The 25,725-nt window shown below is 38.3% G+C and carries 24 protein-coding genes; 15 read left to right on the top strand and 9 right to left on the bottom strand.

Annotated features, from left to right (window positions below; translation table 11 throughout):
• The first annotated feature begins 138 nt into the window (after positions 1–138).
• The 7 genes from ACT53H_RS11745 (at position 139) to astE (ending at position 10,096) form a co-directional block, all read left to right on the top strand.
• Positions 139–1,566, top strand: a complete 1,428-nt coding sequence (locus tag ACT53H_RS11745) for an amino acid permease (protein WP_004789730.1) — start codon at positions 139–141, stop codon at positions 1,564–1,566.
• 1,038 nt (positions 1,567–2,604) lie between these two features.
• The gene (locus ACT53H_RS11740) at positions 2,605–3,879 is read left to right on the top strand and encodes a Glu/Leu/Phe/Val family dehydrogenase (protein WP_004789729.1); all 1,275 of its coding nucleotides are present in this window, start codon (positions 2,605–2,607) and stop codon (positions 3,877–3,879) included.
• A gap of 135 nt (positions 3,880–4,014) precedes the next feature.
• Positions 4,015–5,229, top strand: coding sequence for a bifunctional succinylornithine transaminase/acetylornithine transaminase (locus tag ACT53H_RS11735; RefSeq protein WP_476009267.1), 1,215 nt, complete (start codon positions 4,015–4,017; stop codon positions 5,227–5,229).
• Between the two features lie 18 nt (positions 5,230–5,247).
• Positions 5,248–6,279, top strand: coding sequence for an arginine N-succinyltransferase (astA, locus tag ACT53H_RS11730; protein ID WP_004789727.1), 1,032 nt, complete (start codon positions 5,248–5,250; stop codon positions 6,277–6,279).
• Positions 6,279–7,748, top strand: a complete 1,470-nt coding sequence (astD, locus tag ACT53H_RS11725) for a succinylglutamate-semialdehyde dehydrogenase (RefSeq protein WP_474771139.1) — start codon at positions 6,279–6,281, stop codon at positions 7,746–7,748. The genes astA and astD overlap by 1 nt, the downstream gene beginning before the upstream one ends.
• 17 nt (positions 7,749–7,765) lie before the next feature.
• Positions 7,766–9,109: an N-succinylarginine dihydrolase gene (gene astB / locus ACT53H_RS11720; protein WP_151963888.1), complete on the top strand. Its 1,344-nt coding sequence runs from the start codon at positions 7,766–7,768 to the stop codon at positions 9,107–9,109.
• 12 nt (positions 9,110–9,121) lie between these two features.
• Positions 9,122–10,096: a succinylglutamate desuccinylase gene (gene astE / locus ACT53H_RS11715; RefSeq protein ID WP_151963889.1), complete on the top strand. Its 975-nt coding sequence runs from the start codon at positions 9,122–9,124 to the stop codon at positions 10,094–10,096.
• A 60-nt stretch (positions 10,097–10,156) separates the two neighbouring features.
• On the opposite strand, the gene ACT53H_RS11710 is transcribed toward astE, so the two are convergent.
• Positions 10,157–10,957, bottom strand: a complete 801-nt coding sequence (locus ACT53H_RS11710) for a hypothetical protein (protein WP_476009266.1) — start codon at positions 10,955–10,957, stop codon at positions 10,157–10,159.
• A gap of 591 nt (positions 10,958–11,548) precedes the next feature.
• Between ACT53H_RS11710 and ACT53H_RS11705 the strand changes: the two genes are divergently transcribed.
• Together ACT53H_RS11705 and ACT53H_RS11700 are read left to right on the top strand one after the other, a co-directional pair.
• Positions 11,549–11,857 (top strand): hypothetical protein, encoded by a 309-nt coding sequence (locus tag ACT53H_RS11705; RefSeq protein WP_049837410.1) that lies wholly within the window; start codon positions 11,549–11,551, stop codon positions 11,855–11,857.
• A gap of 35 nt (positions 11,858–11,892) precedes the next feature.
• A complete protein-coding gene (locus tag ACT53H_RS11700) occupies positions 11,893–13,248 on the top strand; it encodes a S8 family peptidase (RefSeq protein ID WP_151963891.1) in 1,356 nt (451 codons plus the stop codon).
• A 101-nt stretch (positions 13,249–13,349) separates the two neighbouring features.
• Here ACT53H_RS11700 and ACT53H_RS11695 read toward each other — a convergent pair whose 3' ends face one another.
• The 3 genes from ACT53H_RS11695 to ACT53H_RS11685 all read right to left on the bottom strand — a co-directional run bounded on the left by ACT53H_RS11695 (position 13,350) and on the right by ACT53H_RS11685 (position 15,315).
• A complete protein-coding gene (locus ACT53H_RS11695) occupies positions 13,350–13,784 on the bottom strand; it encodes a hypothetical protein (RefSeq protein ID WP_151963892.1) in 435 nt (144 codons plus the stop codon).
• Positions 13,785–13,880: 96 nt separating this feature from the next.
• Positions 13,881–14,300: a hypothetical protein gene (locus ACT53H_RS11690; RefSeq protein WP_013196750.1), complete on the bottom strand. Its 420-nt coding sequence runs from the start codon at positions 14,298–14,300 to the stop codon at positions 13,881–13,883.
• A gap of 148 nt (positions 14,301–14,448) precedes the next feature.
• Positions 14,449–15,315 (bottom strand): LysR family transcriptional regulator, encoded by an 867-nt coding sequence (locus tag ACT53H_RS11685; RefSeq protein ID WP_416707339.1) that lies wholly within the window; start codon positions 15,313–15,315, stop codon positions 14,449–14,451.
• 108 nt (positions 15,316–15,423) lie between these two features.
• Between ACT53H_RS11685 and ACT53H_RS11680 the strand changes: the two genes are divergently transcribed.
• On the top strand, positions 15,424–16,326 hold the full coding sequence (locus ACT53H_RS11680; RefSeq protein WP_476009265.1) for a DMT family transporter: 903 nt from the start codon (positions 15,424–15,426) through the stop codon (positions 16,324–16,326).
• Between the two features lie 67 nt (positions 16,327–16,393).
• A complete protein-coding gene (locus ACT53H_RS11675) occupies positions 16,394–16,678 on the top strand; it encodes a YciI family protein (RefSeq protein WP_476009264.1) in 285 nt (94 codons plus the stop codon).
• Positions 16,679–16,736: 58 nt separating this feature from the next.
• On the opposite strand, the gene ACT53H_RS11670 is transcribed toward ACT53H_RS11675, so the two are convergent.
• From ACT53H_RS11670 to ACT53H_RS11655, 4 genes are all read right to left on the bottom strand, one after another.
• Entirely contained in the window at positions 16,737–17,567 is an 831-nt protein-coding gene (locus tag ACT53H_RS11670) for a hypothetical protein (protein WP_013196755.1), read from the bottom strand.
• Positions 17,568–17,796: 229 nt separating this feature from the next.
• Entirely contained in the window at positions 17,797–19,866 is a 2,070-nt protein-coding gene (glyS, locus tag ACT53H_RS11665) for a glycine--tRNA ligase subunit beta (RefSeq protein WP_476009263.1), read from the bottom strand.
• The gene (glyQ, locus tag ACT53H_RS11660; protein ID WP_002044989.1) at positions 19,866–20,843 is read right to left on the bottom strand and encodes a glycine--tRNA ligase subunit alpha; all 978 of its coding nucleotides are present in this window, start codon (positions 20,841–20,843) and stop codon (positions 19,866–19,868) included. The genes glyS and glyQ overlap by 1 nt, the downstream gene beginning before the upstream one ends.
• A gap of 89 nt (positions 20,844–20,932) precedes the next feature.
• Positions 20,933–21,358, bottom strand: a complete 426-nt coding sequence (locus ACT53H_RS11655; RefSeq protein WP_476009262.1) for a hypothetical protein — start codon at positions 21,356–21,358, stop codon at positions 20,933–20,935.
• A gap of 29 nt (positions 21,359–21,387) precedes the next feature.
• Between ACT53H_RS11655 and ACT53H_RS11650 the strand changes: the two genes are divergently transcribed.
• The 4 genes from ACT53H_RS11650 (at position 21,388) to ACT53H_RS11635 (ending at position 25,209) form a co-directional block, all read left to right on the top strand.
• Positions 21,388–21,804: a lysozyme inhibitor LprI family protein gene (locus ACT53H_RS11650; protein ID WP_068932483.1), complete on the top strand. Its 417-nt coding sequence runs from the start codon at positions 21,388–21,390 to the stop codon at positions 21,802–21,804.
• Between the two features lie 109 nt (positions 21,805–21,913).
• Positions 21,914–23,176, top strand: a complete 1,263-nt coding sequence (locus ACT53H_RS11645; protein WP_474771128.1) for a putative DNA modification/repair radical SAM protein — start codon at positions 21,914–21,916, stop codon at positions 23,174–23,176.
• Positions 23,177–23,178: 2 nt separating this feature from the next.
• On the top strand, positions 23,179–23,976 hold the full coding sequence (locus tag ACT53H_RS11640; RefSeq protein ID WP_476009261.1) for a TIGR03915 family putative DNA repair protein: 798 nt from the start codon (positions 23,179–23,181) through the stop codon (positions 23,974–23,976).
• Positions 23,977–24,108: 132 nt separating this feature from the next.
• Positions 24,109–25,209: an HPP family protein gene (locus ACT53H_RS11635; protein ID WP_004789693.1), complete on the top strand. Its 1,101-nt coding sequence runs from the start codon at positions 24,109–24,111 to the stop codon at positions 25,207–25,209.
• 64 nt (positions 25,210–25,273) lie between these two features.
• Here the strand turns inward: ACT53H_RS11635 and ACT53H_RS11630 are convergent, their stop codons facing one another.
• On the bottom strand, positions 25,274–25,528 hold the full coding sequence (locus tag ACT53H_RS11630) for a PspC domain-containing protein (RefSeq protein WP_004789692.1): 255 nt from the start codon (positions 25,526–25,528) through the stop codon (positions 25,274–25,276).
• Positions 25,529–25,725 lie beyond the last annotated feature (197 nt).

Raw genomic sequence — 25,725 nt, 5'->3', positions numbered from 1 at the left:
TAAGATTATGTTTTTGTTATTTATTTTATTTAAAGAGGATGGGGCTGCTTAAAATAAGTTCACTATTCAAAGATAATTGCATATTTATTTTTTTCTCCTAAAATGATTTTTTACTAAATTGTCGTTACAGTTTTTTATATGCAATCATTAAATTATCGGAATAATGATGCATCGCAACATGGAAGTTCTGCACCTTTGAAACGAGCAATGAGTACTCGACATTTGGTGATGATCTCCCTTGGCGGTGCCATAGGTACAGGTCTTTTTTTAGGGTCGGGTGATGTAATTTCCCAAGCTGGCCCAATTGGCGCAATTATTTCTTATTTTTTAGGCGGTTTAATTGCCTATACCGTGATGTTATGTCTTGGTGAGCTTGCGGTACATGTACCAGAATCAGGATCATTCGGTGAGTATGCTCGTCGCTATATTGGTCCGGGTACAGGCTATATGATCACTTGGTTATATTGGTTAACTTGGACCGCGACTTTAGGAACAGAGTTTACCGCAGCAGCTTTATTGGTTCGTGAGTGGTTTCCCTCTACTTCTGTTTGGGCTTGGACATTATGTTTTGGTGCCTTAGTTTTTTTCATTAATATCAGTTCAACGCGATTATTTGCCGAGTCAGAGTTTTGGTTGGCACTTGTGAAAGTTGTCACGATTATTTGTTTTATTGGCTTGGGTTTGCTGGCGATTTTTGGATTTATTCCATATCACGGGCACGAAACTGCGCCGTTGTTTAGTAATTTAACTGCCCAAGGCTGGTTCCCACATGGATTATTTCCAATTTTTGCAACCATGCTGATTGTTAATTTTGCTTTTTCGGGTACAGAATTAATTGGTGTGGCAGCAGGGGAAGCAGAGAATCCAGCACAGACAGTTCCTAAAGCAATCAATGCTGCTATTTGGCGACTACTGATTTTCTTTGTTGGCACAATTGTTGTAATTAGTTCATTGTTACCATTCCAGCTTGCTGGTTTGAGTGGTAATGAGGTGAGTAATAGCCCCTTTGTGACTGTGTTTAATTATATTGGTATCCCATATGCTGAAGATATTATTCGCTTTGTGATTATTACGGCTTTACTCTCTGCTGCAAATTCTGGTTTATTTGCTGCTTCACGTATGATGTGGTCGCTTTCTGCAAAAAACCAATTACCGAAAATCTTTTCTAAACTTACACCTTCAGGAACACCTATTGTAGCTATTGTGGTCACAATGCTGGGTGCTATACCAGGTTTACTTTCAGAGCAATTTGCACCTGAAACTATTTTTAAGAATTTATTGGGTGTTGCCGCTTTCACCATGGTTGTAGTGTGGATTGCAATTTGCGTATCTCAATTCAACTTCCGTAGACAGTGGTATAAATCTGGTAAAACTGCAAAAGATTTGCGTTTTGCTGCTCCTTTATTTCCTTTAACCCCAATCGTGGGTGGTCTGTTCTGTGCTATTACTTGTATTAGTATGGTATTTGATCCTTCGATGCAGGTTGGCTTCATCTGTTGTATTGTTTTCATTCTTGTGTGTTATGCGAGCTATTTCATTTTTTATCACAAGAAAGATGCGGTGTAGAGCTAAGCAAAGATATGCTTTCTGAAGCATAGTCTAAAGGCCCCATTTGGGGCTTTTTTATTGCCTGTAGGAAATTAGAAAAGGGTGGATTTTATATATTTTTTTTAAAAATGAATTTTTATTTTTGATCATAAAAACAAATATTGTTTTATAAATTTACCACTGATCGGATTTTTATTAATATTTATTTATTATAAATATTTGATTAAGTCTATGTTTAGTCTTGTTATTTAATAAAGAGCTGTTTTTAGTTTTTTGGAATATAAGGGTTGAATGAATGTAATATGGATTTAATGTGAAGAATAGATAATTTTTTGATAGTTTTTTAAAAATTAAAAGTTATTAAGTTGTTGTTATATATTGATAAAAATATTTACATTTTTTGTATTTATGATTGTGTGTTTTCTATAATATTTTTTTATTAAAGTTAAGGATTTTTTAATATTTGTTGTTTTTTTATTATAAATGTCAGTTCGATTTGATTATTTTTTCTCTTCTTATTTATTTTAAAATGTTCTAAATGAGCTTGCTCTATGCTATATTTATTGGAAGATTTTATATCTATGTTGCGGCTTAATTTTAAGCAGTATGTGTGGAAATAATTAATCTGTAGGATTATTGAACAAAGTTTATTTTAAAAAGACTAATGGAGGGATCTATCGATTAGTCAAAAAAATTTTATGGACTCATGGTTTTTGTAAATCATAGTTCTTTTTAACTCCCAAACGGTTATGTCACTTCTTTTGTATTTATATTTCAGCCGGCTGGTTTTAGTGGGTTGTGGCTAGTTTTTTGCTTTTATAAAACTCTCTTTATAAACAGCAATTTAGACAAAAGAAAACTTGTAAAAGATATCGGTATATAAAAGTAGATCGTACTTTTAGTACCAACAAATGGAATTTAAAAAATCTGATGCTTTAGACGAGCAAAAGATTTAGTAAATAAACTAAGGCACTGTTATTTCAGGGTTTTAGTTGCTAAATAATAAAGATTACAGATTTATCAAATCTGAGTCTATGAAGGTATATAGGAAAAAAGATGTCAGATCTTTCATACGTAAACGAACACAGCGATGCATGGCAAACTTACTTGGCACAAATTGACCGTGTTGCTCCGTACTTAGACCACTTAGCTGAGTTTATCGACACTTTAAAACGTCCAAAACGTGCACTTATTGTAGACGTGCCAATTGTAATGGATGACGGCTCTATTCAGCACTTTGAAGGCTATCGTGTACAACACAACTTGTCTCGTGGTCCTGGTAAGGGTGGTGTTCGTTACCATCCGAATGTTGATTTGAACGAAGTTATGGCGTTGTCTGCATGGATGACAATTAAAACTGCTGTTTTGAACTTGCCATTTGGCGGTGCAAAAGGTGGTATCCGTGTTGATCCACGTAAATTATCTAATCGTGAATTAGAGCGTTTAACTCGTCGTTATACGACTGAAATTGGTCACATTATCGGGCCTCAAAAAGATATCCCTGCTCCAGACGTTGGTACAAATGCCAATATCATGGGTTGGATGATGGATACTTATTCTACAAGCCAAGGTTACACAGTAACTGGTGTTGTAACTGGTAAGCCAGTTCACTTAGGTGGTTCTTTAGGTCGTGTAAAAGCGACTGGTCGTGGTGTATTCGTTACAGGTCGTGAAGTAGCTGCAAAAATCAACTTACCAATTGAAGGTGCGAAAATCGCTATTCAAGGTTTTGGTAACGTAGGTAGTGAAGCTGCTTTCTTATTTGTTGAATCAAAAGCGAAAGTTACACACGTTCAAGACCATACGGGCACTATTTTCAATGCTGATGGTATTGATCTTGAAGCGTTACGTGATCACGTAAATGCAAATCAAGGCGGTATTGGCGGCTTCGCTGGCGCGCAATCAATTGCTGATGAAGATTTCTGGACAGCAGAAGTTGACATTATCGTTCCTGCTGCATTGGAAGGTCAAATCACTGTTGAGCGTGCTCAAAAACTTAAAGCTAAGTTAATTTTAGAAGGCGCAAACGGTCCGACTTATCCTAAAGCTGAAGACGTATTAGTTGAGCGTGGCATTGTTGTAGTACCTGACGTTGTATGTAACGCCGGCGGTGTAACTGTAAGTTACTTCGAATGGGTTCAAGACATGGCGAGCTACTTCTGGACTGAAGAAGAAATCAATGAGCGTTTAGACAAATTGATGGTTCAAGCTATGGATGACGTTTGGAATACAGCGAACAGCAACGCTTGTACTTTACGTACAGCAGCTTACATCTTGGCATGTGAGCGTATTTTAAAAGCTCGTAAAGAGCGTGGTATTTTCCCAGGCTAATCTGCGGAAATTACTTTTAGGAAAAGTGGTCTGAGCAAATATTAAGGATGTTATAGGGTTATTTGTTCAGCCCCTTTTTCTGAATTATTCAAAATTAAGTGTTATCGAATATATTAAATAAATACTGAGGTAAGCATGGAACAGCCAATTTCTGTAACTCGAAGCAACTTTAACGACTGGATGGTTCCAGTTTTTGCACCGGCAAATTTCATTCCGGTACGTGGCGAAGGTTCACGTATCTGGGATCAAGAAAATAAAGAATATATTGATTTTGCAGGCGGGATTGCAGTAAACGCATTAGGTCATGCGCATCCAGTGGCAGTAAATGCTTTAACAGAACAAGCAACAAAACTTTGGCATGTAGGTAATGGTTACACCAATGAACCCGTTCTACGCCTTGCAAAACAACTTACCGATAATACATTTGCAGACAAGGTTTTCTTCTGTAACTCAGGTGCTGAAGCGAACGAAGCTGCTTTAAAACTGGCTCGTAAAGTTGGTTTAGATAGCGGCATTGCTGGTAAAAGTGGCATTGTGGCATTTAATAATGCTTTCCATGGCCGTACCTTATTTACCGTTTCAGCGGGTGGTCAACCTAAATATTCACAAGACTTTGCACCACTTCCAAATGGCATTAATCATGTTGCCTTTAATGACTTAGAAGCTGCAAAAGCAGTGATCAATGAGCAAACTTGTGCCGTGATTGTTGAACCAATCCAAGGTGAAGGCGGCGTTATTCCAGCTGACATCGAATTTTTAAAAGGTTTACGTGCACTGTGTGATGAGTTCGGTGCCTTACTTATTTTTGATGAAGTGCAAACGGGTGTTGGTCGTACAGGCGCACTTTATGCCTACATGAACTCTGGTGTTATTCCAGATGTGTTAACGACTGCAAAAGCATTAGGCGGTGGTTTCCCAGTGGGTGCAATGTTAACAACAGATAAGTTTGCTCCACATTTTTCAGTGGGTACACATGGTACGACTTATGGTGGTAACCCGTTAGCAAGTGCGGTTGCAGGTGCAGTATTTGAGTTTATTAATACGCTTGAAGTACTCGATGGTGTGAAGCATCGTCATCAATATTTCCTCGATGCACTAAATACACTAAACGCTGAACATCAGATTTTTGAAGAAATTCGTGGTCAAGGTTTATTGATTGGCTGTGAATTAAAAGCTGAGTATGCAGGGAAAGCTAAAGATATTACGACTTGGGCGGGTGAAGAAGGTTTACTTGCTTTAATTGCAGGCCCGAATGTGGTTCGTTTTACTCCGTCGCTTATCATTCCTGAACAAGATATTGATGAAGGGATTGCTCGTTTAAAAAGAGCGTTGGCTAAATTGGCTAAATAAAAAAAAGGAAAGCTAGCCATGATGATCGTCCGTCATGCCGAGTTTCGAGACCTTGAAGATATTTATAAATTAGCGGGTAAGTCGGGTGTAGGCCTGACTTCCTTGCCACAAAATATGGATACACTTTCGGCTCGAATTTCACGTACTCGCAATACTTTAAATGGCAATGTCCATAAAAGTGAACAAGGCTATCTGTTTGTTCTTGAAGATACAGAAGCTCAACGTGTTATTGGTTTAAGTGCAATTGAAGTTGCTGTAGGACTTATTGAGCCTTGGTACAACTTTCATGTTGGTACTCAAGTACACGCTTCAAAAGCATTAAACGTTTATAAGTCACTACCTACCTTATTTTTGAGTAATGACAGAACGGGTAGTAGCGAACTCTGTACATTATTTTTAGATCCAGAGCGTCGTGAAAACCAAAACGGTAAATTCTTATCGAAAATCCGTTTTATGTTTATTGCTGCCTTTAAGCAATATTTCGAGAAAAAATTAATTGCTGAAATGCGTGGTTTCTCAGACGAAAATGGATGTTCTCCATTTTGGGATGCGATTGGTCACCATTTCTTTAATATGGATTTCTCAACAGCAGACTATTTAAGTGGAATTGGGCAAAAAGTATTTATTGCAGAGCTTATGCCACGTTTTCCAGTCTATGTAGATCTCTTGCCAAAAGATGCGCAAGAGGTGATTGGAAAAATGCACCCACAAACTTTGCCTGCTTACCATGTGCTTGAGTCAGAAGGCTTACGCTATCAAGGATATGTCGATATTTTTGATGCGGGCCCAACCATTGAAGCCAATATTGATGAATTACGGGCAGTAAAAGAAAGTCAGTTTTTAAACGTCAAAATTACAAGTGATGCTGCGGTCGGTAAGACCCAATATCTCGTTGCCAATGATAATTATCATGACTATAAGGCAATGTTGATGAAGCTTGATCTTGTTGATAACACTATAAATTTAACACATGAACAAGCTGAAAAACTCGGTGTACAAGAAGGTCACGTTGTTCGTGTGTTATCACTAAATCCAATGGAAGTTTCCTGATGTCAAACTCTTTATTTATAAACGGTGTCTGGTTACAAGGCAGCGGCACAACATTTGAAAAAACAAATCCAGTTGATAACCAAACTGTATGGTCCGGTGCCGAAGCAACTGCTGCTGATGTAGAGCAAGCTTGTCAGGCAGCGCGTACTGCATTTCCAGCATGGGCACGTTTACCACTTGTAGAGCGTGTAGCTATTGTTGAGAAATTCGCGGCTTTGCTTGAAGAAAATAAAAAGCATTTAGCAGAAGTCATTAGCCAAGAAACCAGCAAGCCATTTTGGGAAACGTTAACTGAAGTTCAATCAATGATTGGCAAGGTTGCTATTTCAATTCGTGCTTATCACCAGCGTACAGGTGAAAGCTCAACTGAAATGGCCGATGGCGTAGCATCTTTACGTCACCGTCCACATGGTGTGCTTGCAGTTTTCGGTCCATATAACTTCCCGGGCCATTTACCAAATGGGCATATTGTTCCTGCATTATTGGCAGGCAATACCGTGGTATTTAAACCAAGCGAATTAACACCTTGGACTGCTGAAGAAACTGTAAAACTTTGGCAGCAAGCTGGTTTGCCAAATGGTGTGATGAATTTGGTGCAAGGTGGTCGTACCACTGGTGAAGCGCTAGCTGCTTCACATGAAATTGACGGTTTATTGTTTACTGGAAGTGCAAACACGGGTTATCACTTGCATAAGCAAATGGCGGGTGCTCCTGAGAAAATCCTTGCGCTTGAAATGGGCGGCAATAATGCATTGATTATTGATGAAATTATCGATGTCGATGCTGTAGTTAATCTCACTATTCAATCTGCATTTGTTTCGGCGGGTCAGCGTTGTACATGTGCACGCCGTATCTTGGTAAAAAATGGCGCAGAAGGTGATGCATTTATTCAACGTTTCGTTGAAGTTGCAAAAAATCTAAAAGTTGGTCGTTGGAACGATGAGCAACAACCATTTATGGGCGGTGTTATCTCGTCAGTTGCTGCAACAAACATGATGAATGCTCAACAAAAGTTACTCGAGCTTGGTGCAAAAAGTTTATTAACAATGACGCGTCCACAAGAAGATAGTTCATTACTTACTCCAGGTATTGTTGATGTAACAGGCGTAACAGATATTCCGGATGAAGAATATTTTGGTCCGCTTACGACGATTCAACGTTATGACAACTTTGATGAAGCATTAAAAATTGCGAATGCAACTCGCTTTGGTTTGTCTGTTGGTCTGGTTTCACCAAAACGTGAACTGTTTGATCAAGTACTTATTGAAGCGCGTGCCGGTATTGTGAACTGGAATAAGCCATTAACAGGTGCTTCAAGTGCTGCACCATTTGGTGGTGTCGGAGCATCTGGTAACCACCGCGCAAGTGCCTTTTATGCAGCTGATTATTGTGCTTGGCCAATGGCTTCACTTGAAAGTGACAGCTTAACCTTACCAGAAAAATTATCTCCAGGGATTGTGTTGCCTTAAACACTAGGGAAAGAAAAATGAAAGGATATGAAGTAAATTTCGATGGTTTGGTGGGACCAACACATCACTACGCGGGCTTGTCGTTTGGTAATGAAGCATCGACAAAAAACCGTAATAACGCCTCGAATCCAAAATTAGCAGCTAAACAGGGTTTGCTAAAGATGAAAGCCTTGGCTGATATGGGAATGAAACAAGGTGTGCTTGTTCCGCATGAGCGTCCACATGTTCCAATGTTACGCCGTTTAGGTTTTACAGGAGATGACATTAGCGTTGTTGCTCAAGCAATGCGTCATTCACCTGAATTATTATCATCGCTAAGTTCAGCTTCGCCAATGTGGACTGCAAATGCGGCAACTGTTTCACCTTCGGCAGATAGCCAAGATGAACGTGTGCATTTTACCGCAGCGAACTTGAATAATAAGTTTCACCGTTCAATTGAAGCTGAAACAACAAGTCAGGTCCTTCAAGCGATCTTTAAAAATGAACGTCATTTTGTTCATCATGAAGCATTGCCACAAGTGGCCTTGTTTGGTGATGAAGGTGCAGCAAATCACAACCGTTTAGGTGGTGATTATGCTAAGCGCGGTGTTCAAGTATTTGTTTATGGTCAACAACATTTAAATAATGGCTTACCGGGACCAAAACGCTATCCAGCTCGTCAGACGCGTGAAGCAAGTGAAGCAATTGCACGTTTGCATCGTTTAGATGATGCGCATACCGTTTTTGTTCAACAAAATCCGGATGTAATTGATCAAGGTGTATTTCATAACGATGTTATTGCGGTAAGTAACCAACAGGTTTTATTCCATCATCAACATGCCTTTTTAAATCAAGATCAGGCCTTTGCTGAAATTCGTCAAAAAATGGCAAGCATCGGTGAAGACTTTATTTCAATTGAAGTCCCTGAAAACCGTGTTACCGTTGACGATGCCGTAGCAACCTATTTATTTAATAGCCAAATTTTGACTCGTCCAGATGGTGGAATGACTATTGTTGTACCGGAAGAGTCTCGTCAAAATGCAGCAGTGTGGGGCTATTTAAATGACATGATTCAAATGGGCACACCAATTGATGCTATTCAGGTATATGACTTACGTGAAAGTATGCGTAACGGTGGTGGTCCAGCTTGTCTACGTTTACGTGTAGCTTTAAACGAAACGGAATTAAATGCCGTAAATCCAAAAGTTCTGATGAACGATCAGTTGTTTGGCACACTCAATCAATGGGTTGATAAACATTATCGTGATCGTTTAGCACAAGAAGATTTGGCTGATCCGCATTTGTTAATGGAAAGCCGTATGGCACTTGACGAACTGACCAAAATTTTAGGTTTAGGTTCCGTTTATCCTTTCCAAAAATAATGAGGAGGTGACATGCAAGATTTTCTAGCATTAACCTTACAAGGTGAGCAGCCTACAACTCGCGAAGGAAAACAAAATAATTTTTCTTGGCGTTGGTTGGGTGAAGGACTTCTTGAATGTACCCCAAACGCACAGTACGACAAAGCTGTCGTACTGTCAGCTGGAGTGCATGGTAATGAAACAGCACCAATTGAATTATTATCTCATCTTTGCACGGATTTATTTGCAGGGCGTTTAAACCTTGCTGTGAGATTGCTGCTTGTGTTGGGTAACCCTTATGCAATGCGTCAAGGCAAACGCTATGTGCATGATGATGTAAATCGAATGTTTTGTGGTGGATATAAAACTCTAGCCGTGACTGAGGAATCAAAGCGTGCTGAAGTTTTAGAGCAAGTTGTCACAAACTTCTTTCAAGAAAGTGCAAGTGACGCTAAACGCTATCACTATGATTTGCACACCGCAATTCGTGCTTCTTTGTTGCCAACGTTTGCTTTATTTCCCTATCAAACACATGCTTATGATGCAGATTTGATAGCGAGCCTTGAAGCAGCTGACTTGGATGCTTTGGTTTACCACAATGCGGTCGGTAAAACCTTTACGCATTTTACCAGTGAAAATTTTAAAGCTGCGAGCGCAACTTTAGAGTTAGGCAAAGCCTTACCATTTGGACAAAATGACTTGAGCCAGTTTGCTGCAATTGATGAAGTGATTCGTCATGTGGTTTCTGAGCAAGCCTTGCCACCACGTAATAAAACAAAAATTCGGGTCTTTAAAGTATCGGACTCTTTAATGAAAAAAGACGAAGATTTTCAGATGAATTTATCGGCTGAAGCACCAAATTTTTCGACTTTTACCAAAGGTGAAATCATTGCAGCTCAACCTTCTGGCAATTATGTTGTTGAGCAAGATCAAGTCTGGATTTTATTTCCAAATCCAAAGGTGAAGCTTGGTCTGCGTGCAGGCTTAGTTTTAACTGAAACGAGTTGAATACTTGATTTTGAGAAATAAAAAAAGGGCAATTAATTGCCCTTTTTTATTTATAAGATATTAGTTCGTACCGAAAAGACCTTTAACCCAAGATTTCTTTTCAGCTTTTTGTGTAGACGTTTGAGCACCAGCGTTTATATTTGCGTTTGTGTTAACTCCAACAGGGCCAACGTTAACACCAACATTTACACCAGTTTGAGCATTAATTGCATGTGCTGGTTGAGCTGCATTTAATTTTGCTTGAGCATCAGCTTTAGTGTCAGCTACAAACTCTTTTTGCTCAGCTTGGTTTTGAGCTACACGAGTTTTTACAGCATCTACATGCGCTTGAGCATTAGCTTGTTTTTCAGCAGTAAATTCTTTTTGGTCTGCTTGTTTTTCTGCAAATTTAGCTTTTACAGCATCAACACCTGCTTTTGTATCAGCTTTCGCTTCAACTGCTAAGTTTTTAGTACCGTTTGCAGCTTTAGTCGCTACATTTTTAGTACCTGTTACTGCTTCGGTAGCAAAATGTTTAGTACCATTTGCAGCTTTAGTTGCTACATTTTTAGTACCTGTCGCAGCTTCGGTAGCAAAATGTTTTGTACCATTTGCAGCTTTAGAAGAAAGTTCAGTCACTTTTCCTGTTGTTTTTTTTGTTGCTTTAACTGTAGTGTCAGCCGCTACATGACCAGCATGCTTCGCTGAGCTACCTACATTATGAGCAGTATTTTTGACTGTATTGGCTACGCCACTAACAAGACCACCCGGTTGTACATTTACTTGAGCAGAAGCATCTGCATTAACGCCCGCACTTTGTGCAAAAATAGAAGCAGAAGCAAGAACACTTGCAGTAACGATAGCTGTTTTCATCATTTTCATTGCGATATCCTTCAAAGAATATACCCTTTTAGTGAGGTATTTCATAAACGCAAACGAATCATAGCCAAGGGAATATAGGCTTGGGAACTGAGTTCATCAAAACGTTACAACAGTGTTACGTTGAGTAAACAGACTGGGGAGGAATTGTGGAGATTAATAAAAATTAATAATAAAGTGAAAAAGAACATTTATTTATTAGAAATTCTTATTAAGCAAAATGAGTTCCTATTATTTAGTTTTTAAAAAAATATCTTTTAATTTTTTCATTTCGTTTTTTCGAATTTGTTCTCTATATCTTCAAATGTGATGTAAATCTCATTATTTATTGGAGTAAACGGCATAGTTATTGCTTATTATGAGAATAAGGCGCTTTTTAGCACTTTTTTGAACCATCTTCTGCCAGAAATATAAACGTACAGGGCAGAACTGTATTTTTGCTTATTCGGGATAAAGTTATTTTAACTTTTTAGTGGTTATGTATTTCATTAAATAGATTTTTCACATGAAAAATATATTAAGAAATGCTGCTTTATTTCAAATAATCAAAAATAAAAATAGATATCTATAAACAAAAAAACAGAGATATGACAGATGAAAATTATTGCTTCCCTTCTTGTAATCGTCGGCTTGATCGCCGTTGTTCTCTATTTAAAGCCCACAAGTGGTGCATCTGATGTGTTTAATTCTGCTTTGCATGAGTCGAATTCGCCACAACCAGACACATCTTCTTTTCTTTCTAAACTTAAGGAGCCTACTCAACCTAAAAATCTATCTCAACATTCAACTCATCCTCAATCGGTATCAGCTGATACTGTTCCTTTTTATGACACAAAAAGTGATCCTTCAATTCAACCGATCGATCCAGAAAAAGATCCAGCAAATGAAATAAAAGCGAAATAAGTAAATTGTTAGTTGAAAAACTACGGAGAAAAATAATGCAAAGTAAAACGTTATTTCTATTAGGTCTATGTACGATTTTAAGTACAACTGCATCAGCTCTTCCTTTAGATTCTAAAGGTGCTAAACAGCGATTAAATCAGGCAGCAAAACAAAAAGTATTACAGGGTAAAATCGATTTAGATGCCTTGGTGAATAATGATTCGAATGATTTAATTGTTGAATACAATATTGCTTCGGTGAGCGTACCTTCCGGGTTAGAACGGCGAAGTTATATTGCAACAAATAAGAAAAATTTACAGGCAAGGTTTAACCGTGCTGGTGGTGTTCAAGTACTTCGGGACTACAATAATTTGCCTTTAGCTTTTTATCGGATTAGTAACCGCGAAGCTTTGGTCTCTTTACTCAATGATCCGAATGTTAAAGCGGTTTATCCAAATCGTATTAATCAAACCACGACCAATGAAAGTTTACCTTTGATTAATCAACCACAAGCAAACACCAATGGTTTCACTGGTGAAGGCTCGAGTGTGGCAGTGATTGATACAGGGGTGAATTATCTTCATTCTGATTTTGGTTGTACGGCAGTAAACACACCATCAAATACTTGTCGCGTTGTTTACTCATTTGATAGTGCACCAGATGATGGGGCTTTAGATGATGATGGGCATGGTAGTAATGTTTCAGGTATTGTGTCCAAGGTTGCCACCAAGACCAAAATTATAGGCATTGATGTTTTTAGAAAGGTCAGATCCCAAGGTAAATGGGTAAGCACAGCTTATGATAGTGATATCCTCGCAGGGATTAACTGGGCTGTAAATAATGCACAGACCTACAATATTAAAGCAGTTAACTTAAGCCTTGGCGTGCCGGGTGTTAAATATACCTCGGAGTGTAGCGACAGCAGTTATGGAACGGCATTTGCTAATGCACGAGCTGCTGGTGTGGTTCCTGTAGTCGCTTCAGGCAATGATGCATTTTCAGATGGAATTTCATCTCCTGCCTGTGTTGCTGGTGCAGTAAGAGTGGGGGCTGTTTATGACAGTAATATTGGTGGTGTGTCATGGGGGAATCCTGTGAAATGTTCTGACCCGACAACAGCGGAAGACAAAGTGGCGTGCTTCAGTAATGGTGGTAGCCTTGTGACTTTATTGGCGCCAGGAGCAATGATTACGGCAGGTGGCTACACTATGGGAGGTACATCTCAAGCGACACCACATGTGGCAGGTGCGATTGCTTTATTACGAGCGAATAGCGTGAGTCCAACAGAAAGTATTGATCAAACCATCAGCCGTTTAAAAACGACAGGTAAACCAATTAGTGATTCGAGAACAGGTCTAGTTTTTCCACGGATTGATTTACTCGCAGCAACCAATGGTTTGATCGCTAACTAAATATCTTGTTTATAATTTTTAAAATTAGGTCAAAAAATTTTAAAATGGCTATAACCCGTTGCAAAAGGTAGCTTCTGCAACGGGCTTTTTATGAAAAAGTATTAATGACACTTTGCTAAATTTGCTGGATTAAAGTTGTTTTGGAGTTTTTTGAAATTATTTTGAATTTCTGGATCTTGAATGTTAAAAGTCGTTGAGCTTTTGGTTGTAGAGTTTGTTGCCTGATTTAATATGCCTGACTCATCAGGGTATTGTTGTGTAAATGATGTAGCTGAAATCAGCCCCTTATCATTAAATACCCAGTGTTCAGTAACGTGTCCGCCCCCTAAATATCCCGTAAATTCAATCATACAAGCTTGCTTATCTTGTTTAATGAGTTTGGCTACATTCCCTGTAGTGGATGGATAAGCTTCGATATTGGTATCTTGCTCTAAAACTTGTGCCTGAGAATAAGATGAAGAAGGAGGTGCAGAGGTTGCACATGCAGTTAATGCTAAGCAGCATAGTGTTGAAAAGAGAAGTTTTTGACTATTCATAAGGCAGATTCCTAGCTCTTTATAGTTGATGATCAATAGTTTTAAATGAATATCTGTATTTATAAAAGCGCGAATTTATCGCGCTGTCCTAGTAAATTAGTTAGTTGTTGTGCTCGATTTACTTAGCTCACCTTGTTCAATTGGGATATTTTCACCGTTTCGACTACTGGTAATATTTTGCTTCGCTTGATCTATTTTATTTTCTGTAAAAGCTTTGGCTGTATCTGCTTTCTGCTGAACAACTTCTGCTTTTTCAGCTGTAAATTCTTTGGTGTTTTTCCACTTTTCGCTAATTTTATTTGAGGTTTTTTCAGAAGCTCCTTGAATAGAGTCTCCTAAATTTTGTATGCCTTTTCCAGTTTTATACAACAATACACGACCTAAACTTGGGTTATCACCATAAGGTTGTGCTTTAGATGTTGTTTCACCTACTTGTTGTGGTTGCGTTGTTTCTGCAAATAAGGTTGATGAAGCCAACATAGAGGTCGCAATACATAAAATGTGTATGGTTTTCATTTTGGATCAATCTCCCCAACCAGAATCAAAAGATGAAGTGGTGATCTTACTGTTAAAAATAAAGCTTGTACTGCAATGAGATAAAACCCATACGATTTGATTACGATAAATCATCACTTGTTCGCAATAAAGTAATTATCCCAATGACTCATAAACAAAATTCAGACTTAATTAAGTCTAAAAACATATCTCGAGCTTTATGGTTGCTCACATTTTTATGCCAGAAAAATTGATTCTGCATAAAGGCAAGGTGTTCAAATTTATAGCCTCGAATATTGGTTAAATTTTTATATTGCTCATAAATACTCTTCGGTACCAAAGACACACCAGAGCCTGCACTGACGCAACCGATAATGGTGGCATAACTGGTAATGCTAGTAATTGGAAGTGAAATATTTTTGAGCTTAAGCCATTCTTCAAGAGCTGCTCGGTAAGGACAGCCCTCAGTCCACATAAAAATTTCTTTACCGATTAGGTCTTCTTGGTTGTGGATTTCTCCCAAAGAATGAGATGCAATCAAGACCATTTCTTCTTGATAAATACTAAGTTTATTCAGCATAGGAAATTCGATATTGCCCGCGACAATTGCACCATCAAGTTTGTGCTGAGAAATATCGACTAATAGCTGTTTCCATGTGCCTGTAATAATTTGAATGGAAACCTCTGGAAAACGTTGATGATATTTCGCAAGTAAATTGGGTAGGCGAGTTGTAGCAGAAGATTCAATAGCCCCAATTTTTAATGGACCAGAGGGCGGTGCATTAGGGTGAATACTTCGTTTCGCTTCATCGCATAGCGCTAAAATTTTATGGCAATAATTAAGGAAGATTTCTCCTGATGGCGTGAGTTTTAAACTTTTTCCTTCCCGATAAAACAGCGGTGCGCCTAGTTCTTCTTCGAGTTGTTTAATGCGCGTTGTGATATTGGATGGTACGCAATGTAGTTGCATTGATGCCTTAGCCATTGTTCCGCATTCCACCACGGTCTGAAACATTTTTAACTGAGCGATATCCATATTTTATCATTCACTTTTAATGAATATTTGACTCAATATAAGTTAATTTTATTCAACTATCCATGCGCATATGATGAAAGTGTTCCATTTCATTAGTGCAGATTTAACATGGCAATTTCTCTTGCTGCCGAAACCCAGCCTCCCGCATTTAAGCTCTATTTATGTATTGCTGTGACCGTCTTTTGTTGGGGCTATTCACCTATTGGCGTACATAGTGCTTTGCATTCATATACACCGCAGCATATTGCCTTGCTCCGCTTTTTGATCGCATCATTTTTTTTACTGCTTTGGGTCATGAAAAAAGGCGTTCAACCTTTAAAGTGGAAAGATGTCCCTGCACTTGCTGTATTAGGATTTTTTTCTGTAACTCTGCATCATTTGCTTATAAATACAGGGCAGCAATATGTAACTGCGGTCGCCTCCAGCATTTTGAGTCAATCTATTCCGTTATTTACTTTTATTATTTCAGCTTTGCTTTTTAAGGAAAAAATTAGTTTCAAACAATGGTTATGTATTTTGCTCGGTCTTTGCGGCGCCGTGTTGGTGGTTAGTGGAGATCATGGTTTTGGTGTACCGAGCCCTTATAGTTTATTAATTGTTTTAGCTGCAATTGCATGGGGACTTTATTTTAATTTATATAAGAAATTTGCTTTAAATTATGATGCCTTGAGCATGATGTGCTACATCATCTGGTTCGGAACCATTCCTTTACTTTTTTATAGTGCTCATTTACCTAGTGAAATTTTACATGCTACTTGGCAAGCTAATATTTCGGTTGTCTTGCTAGGTATTTTCCCCAGTGCGATGGCTTATGTACTTTGGGGATATGTACTTAAAAATATGCCATTAACGATTGCATCGAATTTTTTGTATTGCTCGCCGATTGTCGCAATGAGTTTGGCAGTGCTTTTCTTAAATGAAAAACCATCAATGATGGTGCTGCTGGGTGGAGTAATTATTGTGGGGAGTTTGGCGTGGATGAATTGGGGGAATAGGCGTACTATCGAATAATCTATAAATCATTAAACTATCTATAGATTGATGTTATGTCATGCACTACTTACTTTAAGAGAATGAGATGATTGTTGTTACTTTGACCTATAAAAAACCATTAGCCGAAGTTGATGCTGTACTCAAAGAGCATATTGAATTTTTAGATCATTACTATGAGCAAAAGAAGTTTCTGGCGTCGGGACGTCGAGAAAATAGAATAGGTGGAGTGATTTTAGTTTTAAGTTCTTCCATTCAAGAAGCCGAAGAAATCATGAAAAATGATCCGTTTTATATTCATGACGTGGCTGATTATGATTTTATGTGGTTTGAGCCCTCAAAAAGTTTAGAAGAAATTAAAGCATTTGTTTGATTACATTAGAGAACTACTTAAATTTAAGTAGTTCTCTAGTCTTTTTGGTTAATATTTATTATTGTTCAACAATATAAATACTATTTTCGAATACATCTCCTTTACTTGTTTTAACTACACCAACACATAAATTGTCAGGAGTTTGTATAAAAGAAACTAAGGATGTATCTGCATTAGTTTTACAGTTCTTTTGCTTATTCTCATCAAATGCTTTTAAATTTAATTGGTGTTGTAAATCTAAAGTGAATACTTGGCTAAGAGCGCCAAATGCTTGATCTGCTTTTTTCATAAATAATAAATTATTTTGAGCTTCCCATTCAGCTAAAGAAATACGTTCCTTGCTTACATAGTGATATAAGCGTTTTGTATCTGCATTATTGTCTGCCGCATTTTTAAATTGGGTCTTTAGACCAAAATTTACTTTTACAATTGGCTTTTCACGGAAAGAAAGGCGTGAATAAGGCACAATTTTAATTTCGGATGTCTGATTTAAATCTAATAATTTAAGTGTAGGATCTGCTTTATTTTGAGCGAGAGAATCGTTAATTTTTTGATTTGTTAATTGGTCAAATTTAATAGGTTGATTGATAGAGCTTTTTTCAATAGCTGAACTATTTGCATTTTTATCAATTGCCATTGCGACTCCTACTCCGATAAGGCCAAACATTCCAGAAACTGGACTGGCTGAAGCACTACTTGCATCACCAACTAATATTTGACTTTCCTTTACAAAGTAATCACCTGCACCTGATTCAGTCATTGAAGAAAGTTGTTCTGAAGAAACAGAAAGAGAGGTTTGTTTTCCCGCTGCTGGATATTGAATCGATTTAGTCGTTGCACATCCAGTAAATAGTAATGTTGATATGAGTAATAAATTTAAGTTTTTCATTGCAATCATTCTTTATTAAGTTAGGTAATTATTTGTTAAAGCCGGCTGAATTATGGATTAACTAAAATAAAAGTAAATAATTGTTATTTATTGAGCGTTCACAAATTAATCATTTATTATTTTGAATAAAATTAGAAAATAAAAGTATTAAAAAACCATGCTTCCGATTTAGATCGAAAACATGGTTGTAATAAAGCTTAATTATACAAAAATTAATTTCTATATAATCTTAGCCTTGCAACACACTCACATCAGCCACTGCAGTAAACAAGTTACGCAACTGAGCCAATAAACGTAAACGGTTTGCCTTCAGGTCAGCATCATCTGCCATTACCATTACACCATCAAAGAATGCATCAATCGGCGCGCGAAGTGCTGCAAGCTTAGAAAGGGCAGCAGTGTAGTCTTTTGCTGCAAGTAATGGCTCAACCACAGGGGTAACTGCTTGAAGTTCAGCGAATAATGCTTTTTCAGCATCTTCAACCAAGTTTGCCTCAACTACAGAACCTTCTGGTGTCGCTTCTTTTGCAAGAATATTAGCAACACGTTTGTTTGCAGCAGCAAGTGCAGCAGCTTCAGGTAGTGTACGGAAGTAGTTAACAGCATTTACACGCTTGTCAAAATCAAGTGGAGATTTTGGTGCAAGAGCTTGAACGGCTTGAAGTACGTCAACAGCAACACCTTGGTCTTCGTACTTAGCTCGGTAACGGCCTTCCAAGAATGCAACCGCATCAGCAAGAGTCTTGTTGTGGTCTTTAACGATGTCGCCATAACCTTGAAGTGCAAGATTTACTAACTCTTCAATAGTTACATCTAATTCATTTTCAATGATTAAACGTAAGATACCAATTGCCGAACGGCGAAGAGCAAACGGGTCTTTAGAACCTGTAGGCGCTTGTCCAATACCGAAAATACCAACAAGGGTATCTAAACGGTCAGCAAGGGCAATCGTTGTACCTGTTTTGGTTTTTGGTAAAACATCACCAGCAAATTTTGGTAAATATTGCTCACCTAAAGCTTCTGAAACTTCAGTGTTCTCGCCTTCAATATGCGCGTAGTAAGTACCCGCAATACCTTGAAGTTCTGGGAATTCACCAACAAGCTCTGAAGTTAAGTCGCATTTAGCAAGTAATGCAGCTTTTTCAGCATCGGCTGGGTTTGCACCAGTGATTGCAGATAATGCAACAGCAAGTTTAGCAATACGTGTTGATTTGTCCCAAAGCGTACCAAGCTGTGCTTGAAATACCATGTTTGCTAGTTTTTCTTTACGAGATGCAAGCGGTTGCTTTTGATCTTGTAAGAAGAAGAATTCAGCATCAGACAAACGAGGGCGAACAACTTTTTCATTACCTTCAATAATTTGAGTCGGGTCTTTAGACTCAATATTTGAAACAGTAATGAAGTAAGGCTGTAATTTACCTTCGCTATTGATCAAGCAGAAATATTTCTGGTTGTCTTGCATCGTCGTAATGAGTGCTTCTTGAGGAACAGCAAGGAAGCGCTCTTCAAAGTTTGCACGAAGAGCAACTGGCCATTCAACGAGGCTTGTTACTTCATCAAGTAAATCCGCTGGAACAATCGCAGTCGCGTTAACTTCATCAGCTAACTTTTTAACTTGTTCTTGAATAGTTGCTTGACGTTTTTCAAAGTTCGCAACAACGTAAGCTTTTTCTAAAGCAGCTAAATAGTCATTTGCATGCGCTAAAGTCACAGCTTCAGGTGCATGGAAACGGTGACCATAAGTCACATTGCCAGCTTTGTGATCTTGAATCGTTGCGTCAATAATTTGATCGTCTTTGAGTAAAAGAACCCATTTCACAGGACGTACAAATTCGGTACGGCTTGCCGCAGAACGCATACGCTTAGCAATTGGTAAGTTGTCTAGCGCAGTTTGTAAAATCTGTGGAAGTAAAGCATCAAGGCTTTGACCTTTCACATCTTTTAAATAGCAAACTTTTTCAACTTTACCTGCTTGGAAAGTAGAAAGCTGATCAACAGTAATGCCTTGACCACGCATAAAGCCTTCAAGTGCTTTAGTCGGTTTGCCTTCTGCATCGTAAGCTGCTTGAACAGCAGGGCCGTCAAAACGTTTTTGTGTATCAGCTTGAGCAGCATCGATATCAATAATTTTAAGCGCTAAACGACGTGGAGCTGCATAAGCTTCAATTGATGCGAAGTTTAAGCCCGCATCTTTTAAGCCTTTTATAGTTTCTGCCTGTAATGCATCACGTAAAGTTTTTAAGCTTTTTGGTGGAAGCTCTTCACAGCCAAGTTCGAATAAAACAGTATGTTTGCTCATTAGTTTTTCTCCGCCTTTGCTGCTTCACTTTCAGCTTGTGCTTTTAGCTGTGCCAATACTTCATCACGCAAGTGTGGTTCTGCCATTGGGAAGCCAAGCTCTGCACGTGCTTGTACATAACTTTGTGCAATAGCACGCGCTAAAGTACGTACACGTAAAATGTAACGTTGACGCTCAGTTACAGAAATTGCGCCACGTGCATCAAGCAAGTTAAAGGTATGAGACGCTTTAACCACTTGCTCATAAGCAGGAAGAGAAAGTTTTGCTTCAATTAAACGGTTTGCTTCTGATTCGTAAAAATCAAACAGTTCAAATAGTTTTTCAACTGGAGCGTATTCAAAGTTATAAGTCGATTGCTCAACTTCATTTTGATGGAATACGTCGCCGTAAGTTACAGTACCGAATTGGCCTTTCGTCCAAACAAGGTCATAAACTGAGTCAACACCTTGAAGGTACATTGCAAGACGTTCTAAACCGTAAGTGATTTCACCTGTTACTGGGTAACATTCAACACCACCGACTTGTTGGAAGTAAGTGAACTGAGTTACTTCCATACCGTTAAGCCAAACTTCCCAACCTAAGCCCCAAGCACCTAGCGTCGGAGATTCCCAGTTGTCTTCTACAAAGCGAATATCGTGAGTAAGCGTATCGATCCCGATTGCTTTTAAAGAATCAAGATAGAGCTGTTGAATATTATCTGGATTTGGCTTAAGTACCACTTGGAACTGGTAGTAGTGTTGCAAACGGTTCGGGTTTTCACCATAGCGGCCATCTTTTGGACGACGTGAAGGTTGAACGTATGCAGCATTCCAAGTTTCAGGCCCTAAAGCACGTAAGAATGTTGCGGTGTGGAATGTTCCAGCGCCCATTTCCATGTCGTAAGGTTGTAGTACGACGCAGCCTTGTTCGGCCCAATAGTTTTGTAGGGCAAGAATTAAGCCCTGAAATGTATCAATGTGCGAGATGGCGCGACTCATGTAGCATCCACGAATTTATGAGAAAAATTGCCCCTAAGTATAAGGATTTTGTGGGGGAGTGGCAAAGGCTTAATCAAAGGAATGCGCGATTAGCCTATTTGTTTTCGGCTTAGCCACTTCAAGCTTAACCAGTAGCAAAAGCTGGTAAATAAAATCATGAGATAAAAACTGTAGATCTTATAAATATCCCACCAAGGAGAAGGAAATGATCCGACAAAAATCAAACGTGCAATCGGGCTAATCAAAATCCAGATCGTAGTTGCGCTGATGAAAATACTCATCAGATTTAAACGATTTTTACGGGCGAGAAAATAGGAAATGATATACGTGAAAGGAATAACCAGAAGGCCATAAAAAAGTAAATAAAACAAGAAATGGGCTAGTAAAATAACTCCAATCGAATAAAGGCTAAATTCAGCATTTAATATCATTACCGCTAAGGCAGATAAACTCAGCAATGGGATGGGTGCAAGCGCAAGTGCGTGAATAAGCGTTTTTTTGTTATATTGAAGCATATTAAAAATTATAGAATCGAGAATTAGTTATGCTGAAATTTTGCTGCAAACTCATTGTTTTATCCAGCCTTTTTTGTAGTCCATGGCTTTACGCGCAAACCGAAACTGACGAGCAAGATGAATATAATCAATGTGTAGATCAGACCATTAAAGAAATGAAGCTTGAAAGCATTAATAATATGGTCGTGCATAGTTGTTCTGAACAAGCTAAAAAGACTTATGAGGAAAAAATAGTTGCTCTTATTGATCAAATTCGCACACAAAGCGAAGAATACAAACAGCCAGAGCGTTACCAGGATATTTTAAAATCTCAGCGACTTTGGAAAGCTTATGTAGATCAGGAATGTAGTAATGCAGGCTCATACATTGGCTCACCGATGTATTCGTATTGCCCAATGCAAGAGTATGCAGCGCGTGTAAAGCAGCTAGAAGAATACGTTAATTAAGACGGATTATTTTAAACGTCACCTCATGACGCTGAGCGTACTTCACTGGATTAAATTTAAGAATACAAAATGATATTTTTTAAACGATGCCATAAATGAGTCGTTTGATATGTCTGATCGCATTCGAGAAAAACTACAGATTCTTGCCGATGCTGCTAAATATGATGTGTCTTGTTCATCAAGTGGCAGTGACCGTAAAAATAAAAATAAAGGTTTGGGAGATGCCAGCCATTCAGGAATTTGCCATAGCTATACTGAAGATGGCCGCTGTGTATCTCTCTTAAAAATTCTATTTAGTAATGTGTGTATTTTTGACTGCGCCTATTGCGTTTCACGTCGTTCTAATGATGTCCAGCGTGCAGCATTTACGGTGCAAGAGGTTGTAGATTTAACCATTAATTTTTACCGCCGTAATTATATTGAAGGCTTATTTTTAAGCTCAGGCATTTTTAAATCGGCAGATCACACGATGGAGCGTATGCTTCAAGTCGTAAAGAAATTGCGTCTTGAAGAAAATTTTAATGGCTATATTCATCTAAAAACTATTCCGGGGGCATCGCCTGAACTGATTCATGAAGCAGGTTTGTATGCTGACCGTATGAGTATTAATTTAGAGATGCCGACCGAGGTTGGCCTAAAAACTTTTGCACCAGAAAAATCACATCAGGAAGTGCAAAAAGATCTAGGTTTGGTCCGTGATAGGCTCATTCAGCTTAAAGATGAAGGCCAAATCATTAAGCATGTGCCGAAATATGTGCCAGCAGGGCAGACCACCCAAATGGTAGTGGGTGCTCATCAAGAGTCAGATCAAGATGTCTTGTTTATGGCAGACAAACACTACAAAGAATTTAAACTCAAACGTGTCTATTTCTCTGGCTATATCCCAATTAATACCGAAAATAATTACTTGCCAGCAGTGGGTTCTGCACCGCCGTTGCTTCGTGAAAATCGACTCTATCAAAGCGATTGGCTGATGCGTTTTTATGGTTTTCAGGTCAATGAAATCGTCAATGAAAAACACCCAAACTTAGATCTTGATGTAGACCCGAAATTAAGCTGGGCTTTAAGGCATCCTGAACAGTTTCCAGTAGATTTAAATCGTGCCGACTATCAAATGATTTTACGTGTGCCGGGTATTGGGGTGAAATCAGCTAAGAAAATTGTGCAGGCTCGCCGTTTTGGAAAAATCCATATCGATTTACTTAAAAAACTCGGTGTAGCTTATCAGCGTGCTAAATACTTTATTCGCTGTGAAGACAGCCCAAAATTCCAAAAAGAACTTTCTTCAAGTTTTATTCGGCAGCAGATTTTAACGCAGGGATCTTCGAAATATGTGCAGCAACTCTCGCCACAATTAAGCCTTGGGTTTTAGTCATGTTTAATGATGAAGTGGCTTACTATTTTGATGGTTCAATGGTTGGACTACTGAGCTGTGTTTTTCGTGCATTTCAATTTAAAGAATTACAGGTCAAACTCTGTTTAAATGATGCGGCTCAGCATGGCTTATTTGCCGATAAAATTGAGGTTTCAAATAATGAGCAACATGCCGAGCGTGTTTGGTCCGCACTACAAAAAAAACTTTCATCTTCTTCGTTAAAACAATTTTATTTTGCTTATTTGTCTGAATCTTTAGATGCCTATCAGCATTTATTTAACTACTGTATTTATGTGTTTACTAGCCATGTTTCCATTGAAAAAGATTATTCAAATCTTAGTGTTTTGGCGATTGCGCAGTGGACGAAAAAGGTCGGGCGAGAGAAGCATCGAATGGAAGCTTTTATTCGTTTTAAGAAAACCAAAGATGAGCTTTTTTTAAGTTTAGTTCGTCCCGATTTTAATGTTTTACCGCTTATTCAGCCGCATTTTAAACGGCGTTACCAAGATCAGCGTTGGCTTATTTATGACGAAAAACGTAAATTTGGAATTTATTATGATTTACGTGAAATACATGAAGTTTCACTCGAAGCCTCAAAAGTCGACCGTAATTTAAAAAATGGCATGAGTCAAAGCTTTCAGCTTGAGTTAGATGAGCAGGAAGTTTTATATGATCAGCTTTGGAAAGATTATTTTAATAGCGTTAATATTACTGAACGCCAAAATATAAAACTTCATGTGCAATATTTGCCGAAGCGCTATTGGCGTTATTTAAATGAAAAATTGATGGAATATTAAAGTTTTAAAATCAAAAAGAATAGTTCAGCAAGTTTTCTTATTCTTGAAAGATATAATTTAAATGCACTTTATGTCGCTTTGGGCGTATACTTTTGCCCGTTATAAATAACGGCATATCCCCAAAGGTGTACTGTGAGTGTTATACAGCGAGAATGGTTACAGACTTTAAAGCCAAATTTTAAGGTTTTACCTTTAAAGGAACGATTACTTTGCGGTATTGGAGCGTTGTGTGGTTTAGCAATTTCTTCCTTAATTAGTTGGTATGTTCTGGGCGGAATTAATGCTTGGTACATTGCACCAATGGGCGCCTCATCTGTTCTATTGTTTGCTGTACCGACCAGTCCCTTAGCTCAACCATGGAATGTGATTGTTGGTAATACCTTAGCTGGGATTATTGGTGTTGCCTGTGCGCAGTGGATTCCTGATTTAACAACGGCTTTTAGTGTTGCAGTAGGTTTTGCCATATTTTTAATGATGACCACCGACTCTTTGCACCCACCGAGTGGCGCAGTCGCAATTACGGCTGTATTAGGTGGGGCGGCAATTCATAAATTAGGCTTTTATTTCATCTTTTATCCGGTTTTACTCAACTCATTACTTTTACTTGGGTTTGCTGTTTTCTTTAATCGATTAATTGGGCGGCATTATCCGGTTACTGCTCATCTTAATGAGCGTAGTAAAGACCCTACACCGACTCAAAAAGTATCTATTCAGCCGAAAGATATTGAGTATGCATTAGGGCATCACACTGAACTTTTAGATATTAGCCAATACGACTTAGAAAAAATTATTTTAGAAGCTCAGGAACATGCCAATGAGCGCATGGTAAATCAATATATCTGTCAGGATATTATGAGCCGTGATGTCATCAAACTACATGAAGATGACGACATTCATCAGGCACTCGATAAATTTAAACAAGTGAACTTGATGAGCCTACCTGTAGTAAATGCAGAAAACCATTTGGTAGGAACTTTAGCGTTATATGAAGTTGTAGAGTGGTTTAAGGGGGCTGCAGATCCAAGAAACTCTTGGCAGCATTATGTAAAACAAATTATGAGTCGTCGAGTGGTCACGGTACTGCCAACTCAACCGATTCAAGATTTGGTGCCGTACTTTGTTGAAAAGTCGTTTAACTACATTCCTGTAGTTGAAGATCGCAAGCTTATAGGAATGATTAGCCGTGCAGATATGATTGCGGCTTTACAGCAACAGTTAAATCGAAAGCTATAATTTTTAGAATAAAAAAAAGCTACGGTTGATTAGGGGATGCAACCGTAGCGACCAAAATTATTAATTAACGTACTTGTTCTTCATTTACTGTTCGAACGGATTGTCGATAGCCTTCAATATGCTCTGGCTGTTTTTTCGGAATGACTAACCATAAAACCAGATAAACTAAAATTCCTGGAAAGGCTGCACTCATAACTGAGATCAAAACAAAAATGACACGTAGTAAAGTTACGTTCCAACCAAAACGTTCAGCAATACCACCCATTACACCGGCGATCATGCTGTGTCGGTTCGAGCGATATAAACCAGAACTGGCCATCTAATTCTCCTTAAAGATAAATAATTACAAGAAGCTATTGTGCTCTTGCTTAATAAAAATATGGAGGCGAAATAACGGGTTTAAAGTCCTCTCAAAAGTAAATTGGTTAAAATATGTAAAGGATTGGGATGAAGGAAACCAACATCAACTAAAATGCACCTTTTCAGGGCTTAAGGGTTTATTACAGCAATTGGTTA

The sequence above is a fragment of the Acinetobacter sp. DMC2 genome (genome assembly GCF_056314305.1).
Note: the sequence above shows the minus strand (reverse complement) of the source record. Positions and strands in the feature narration are given on the sequence as shown.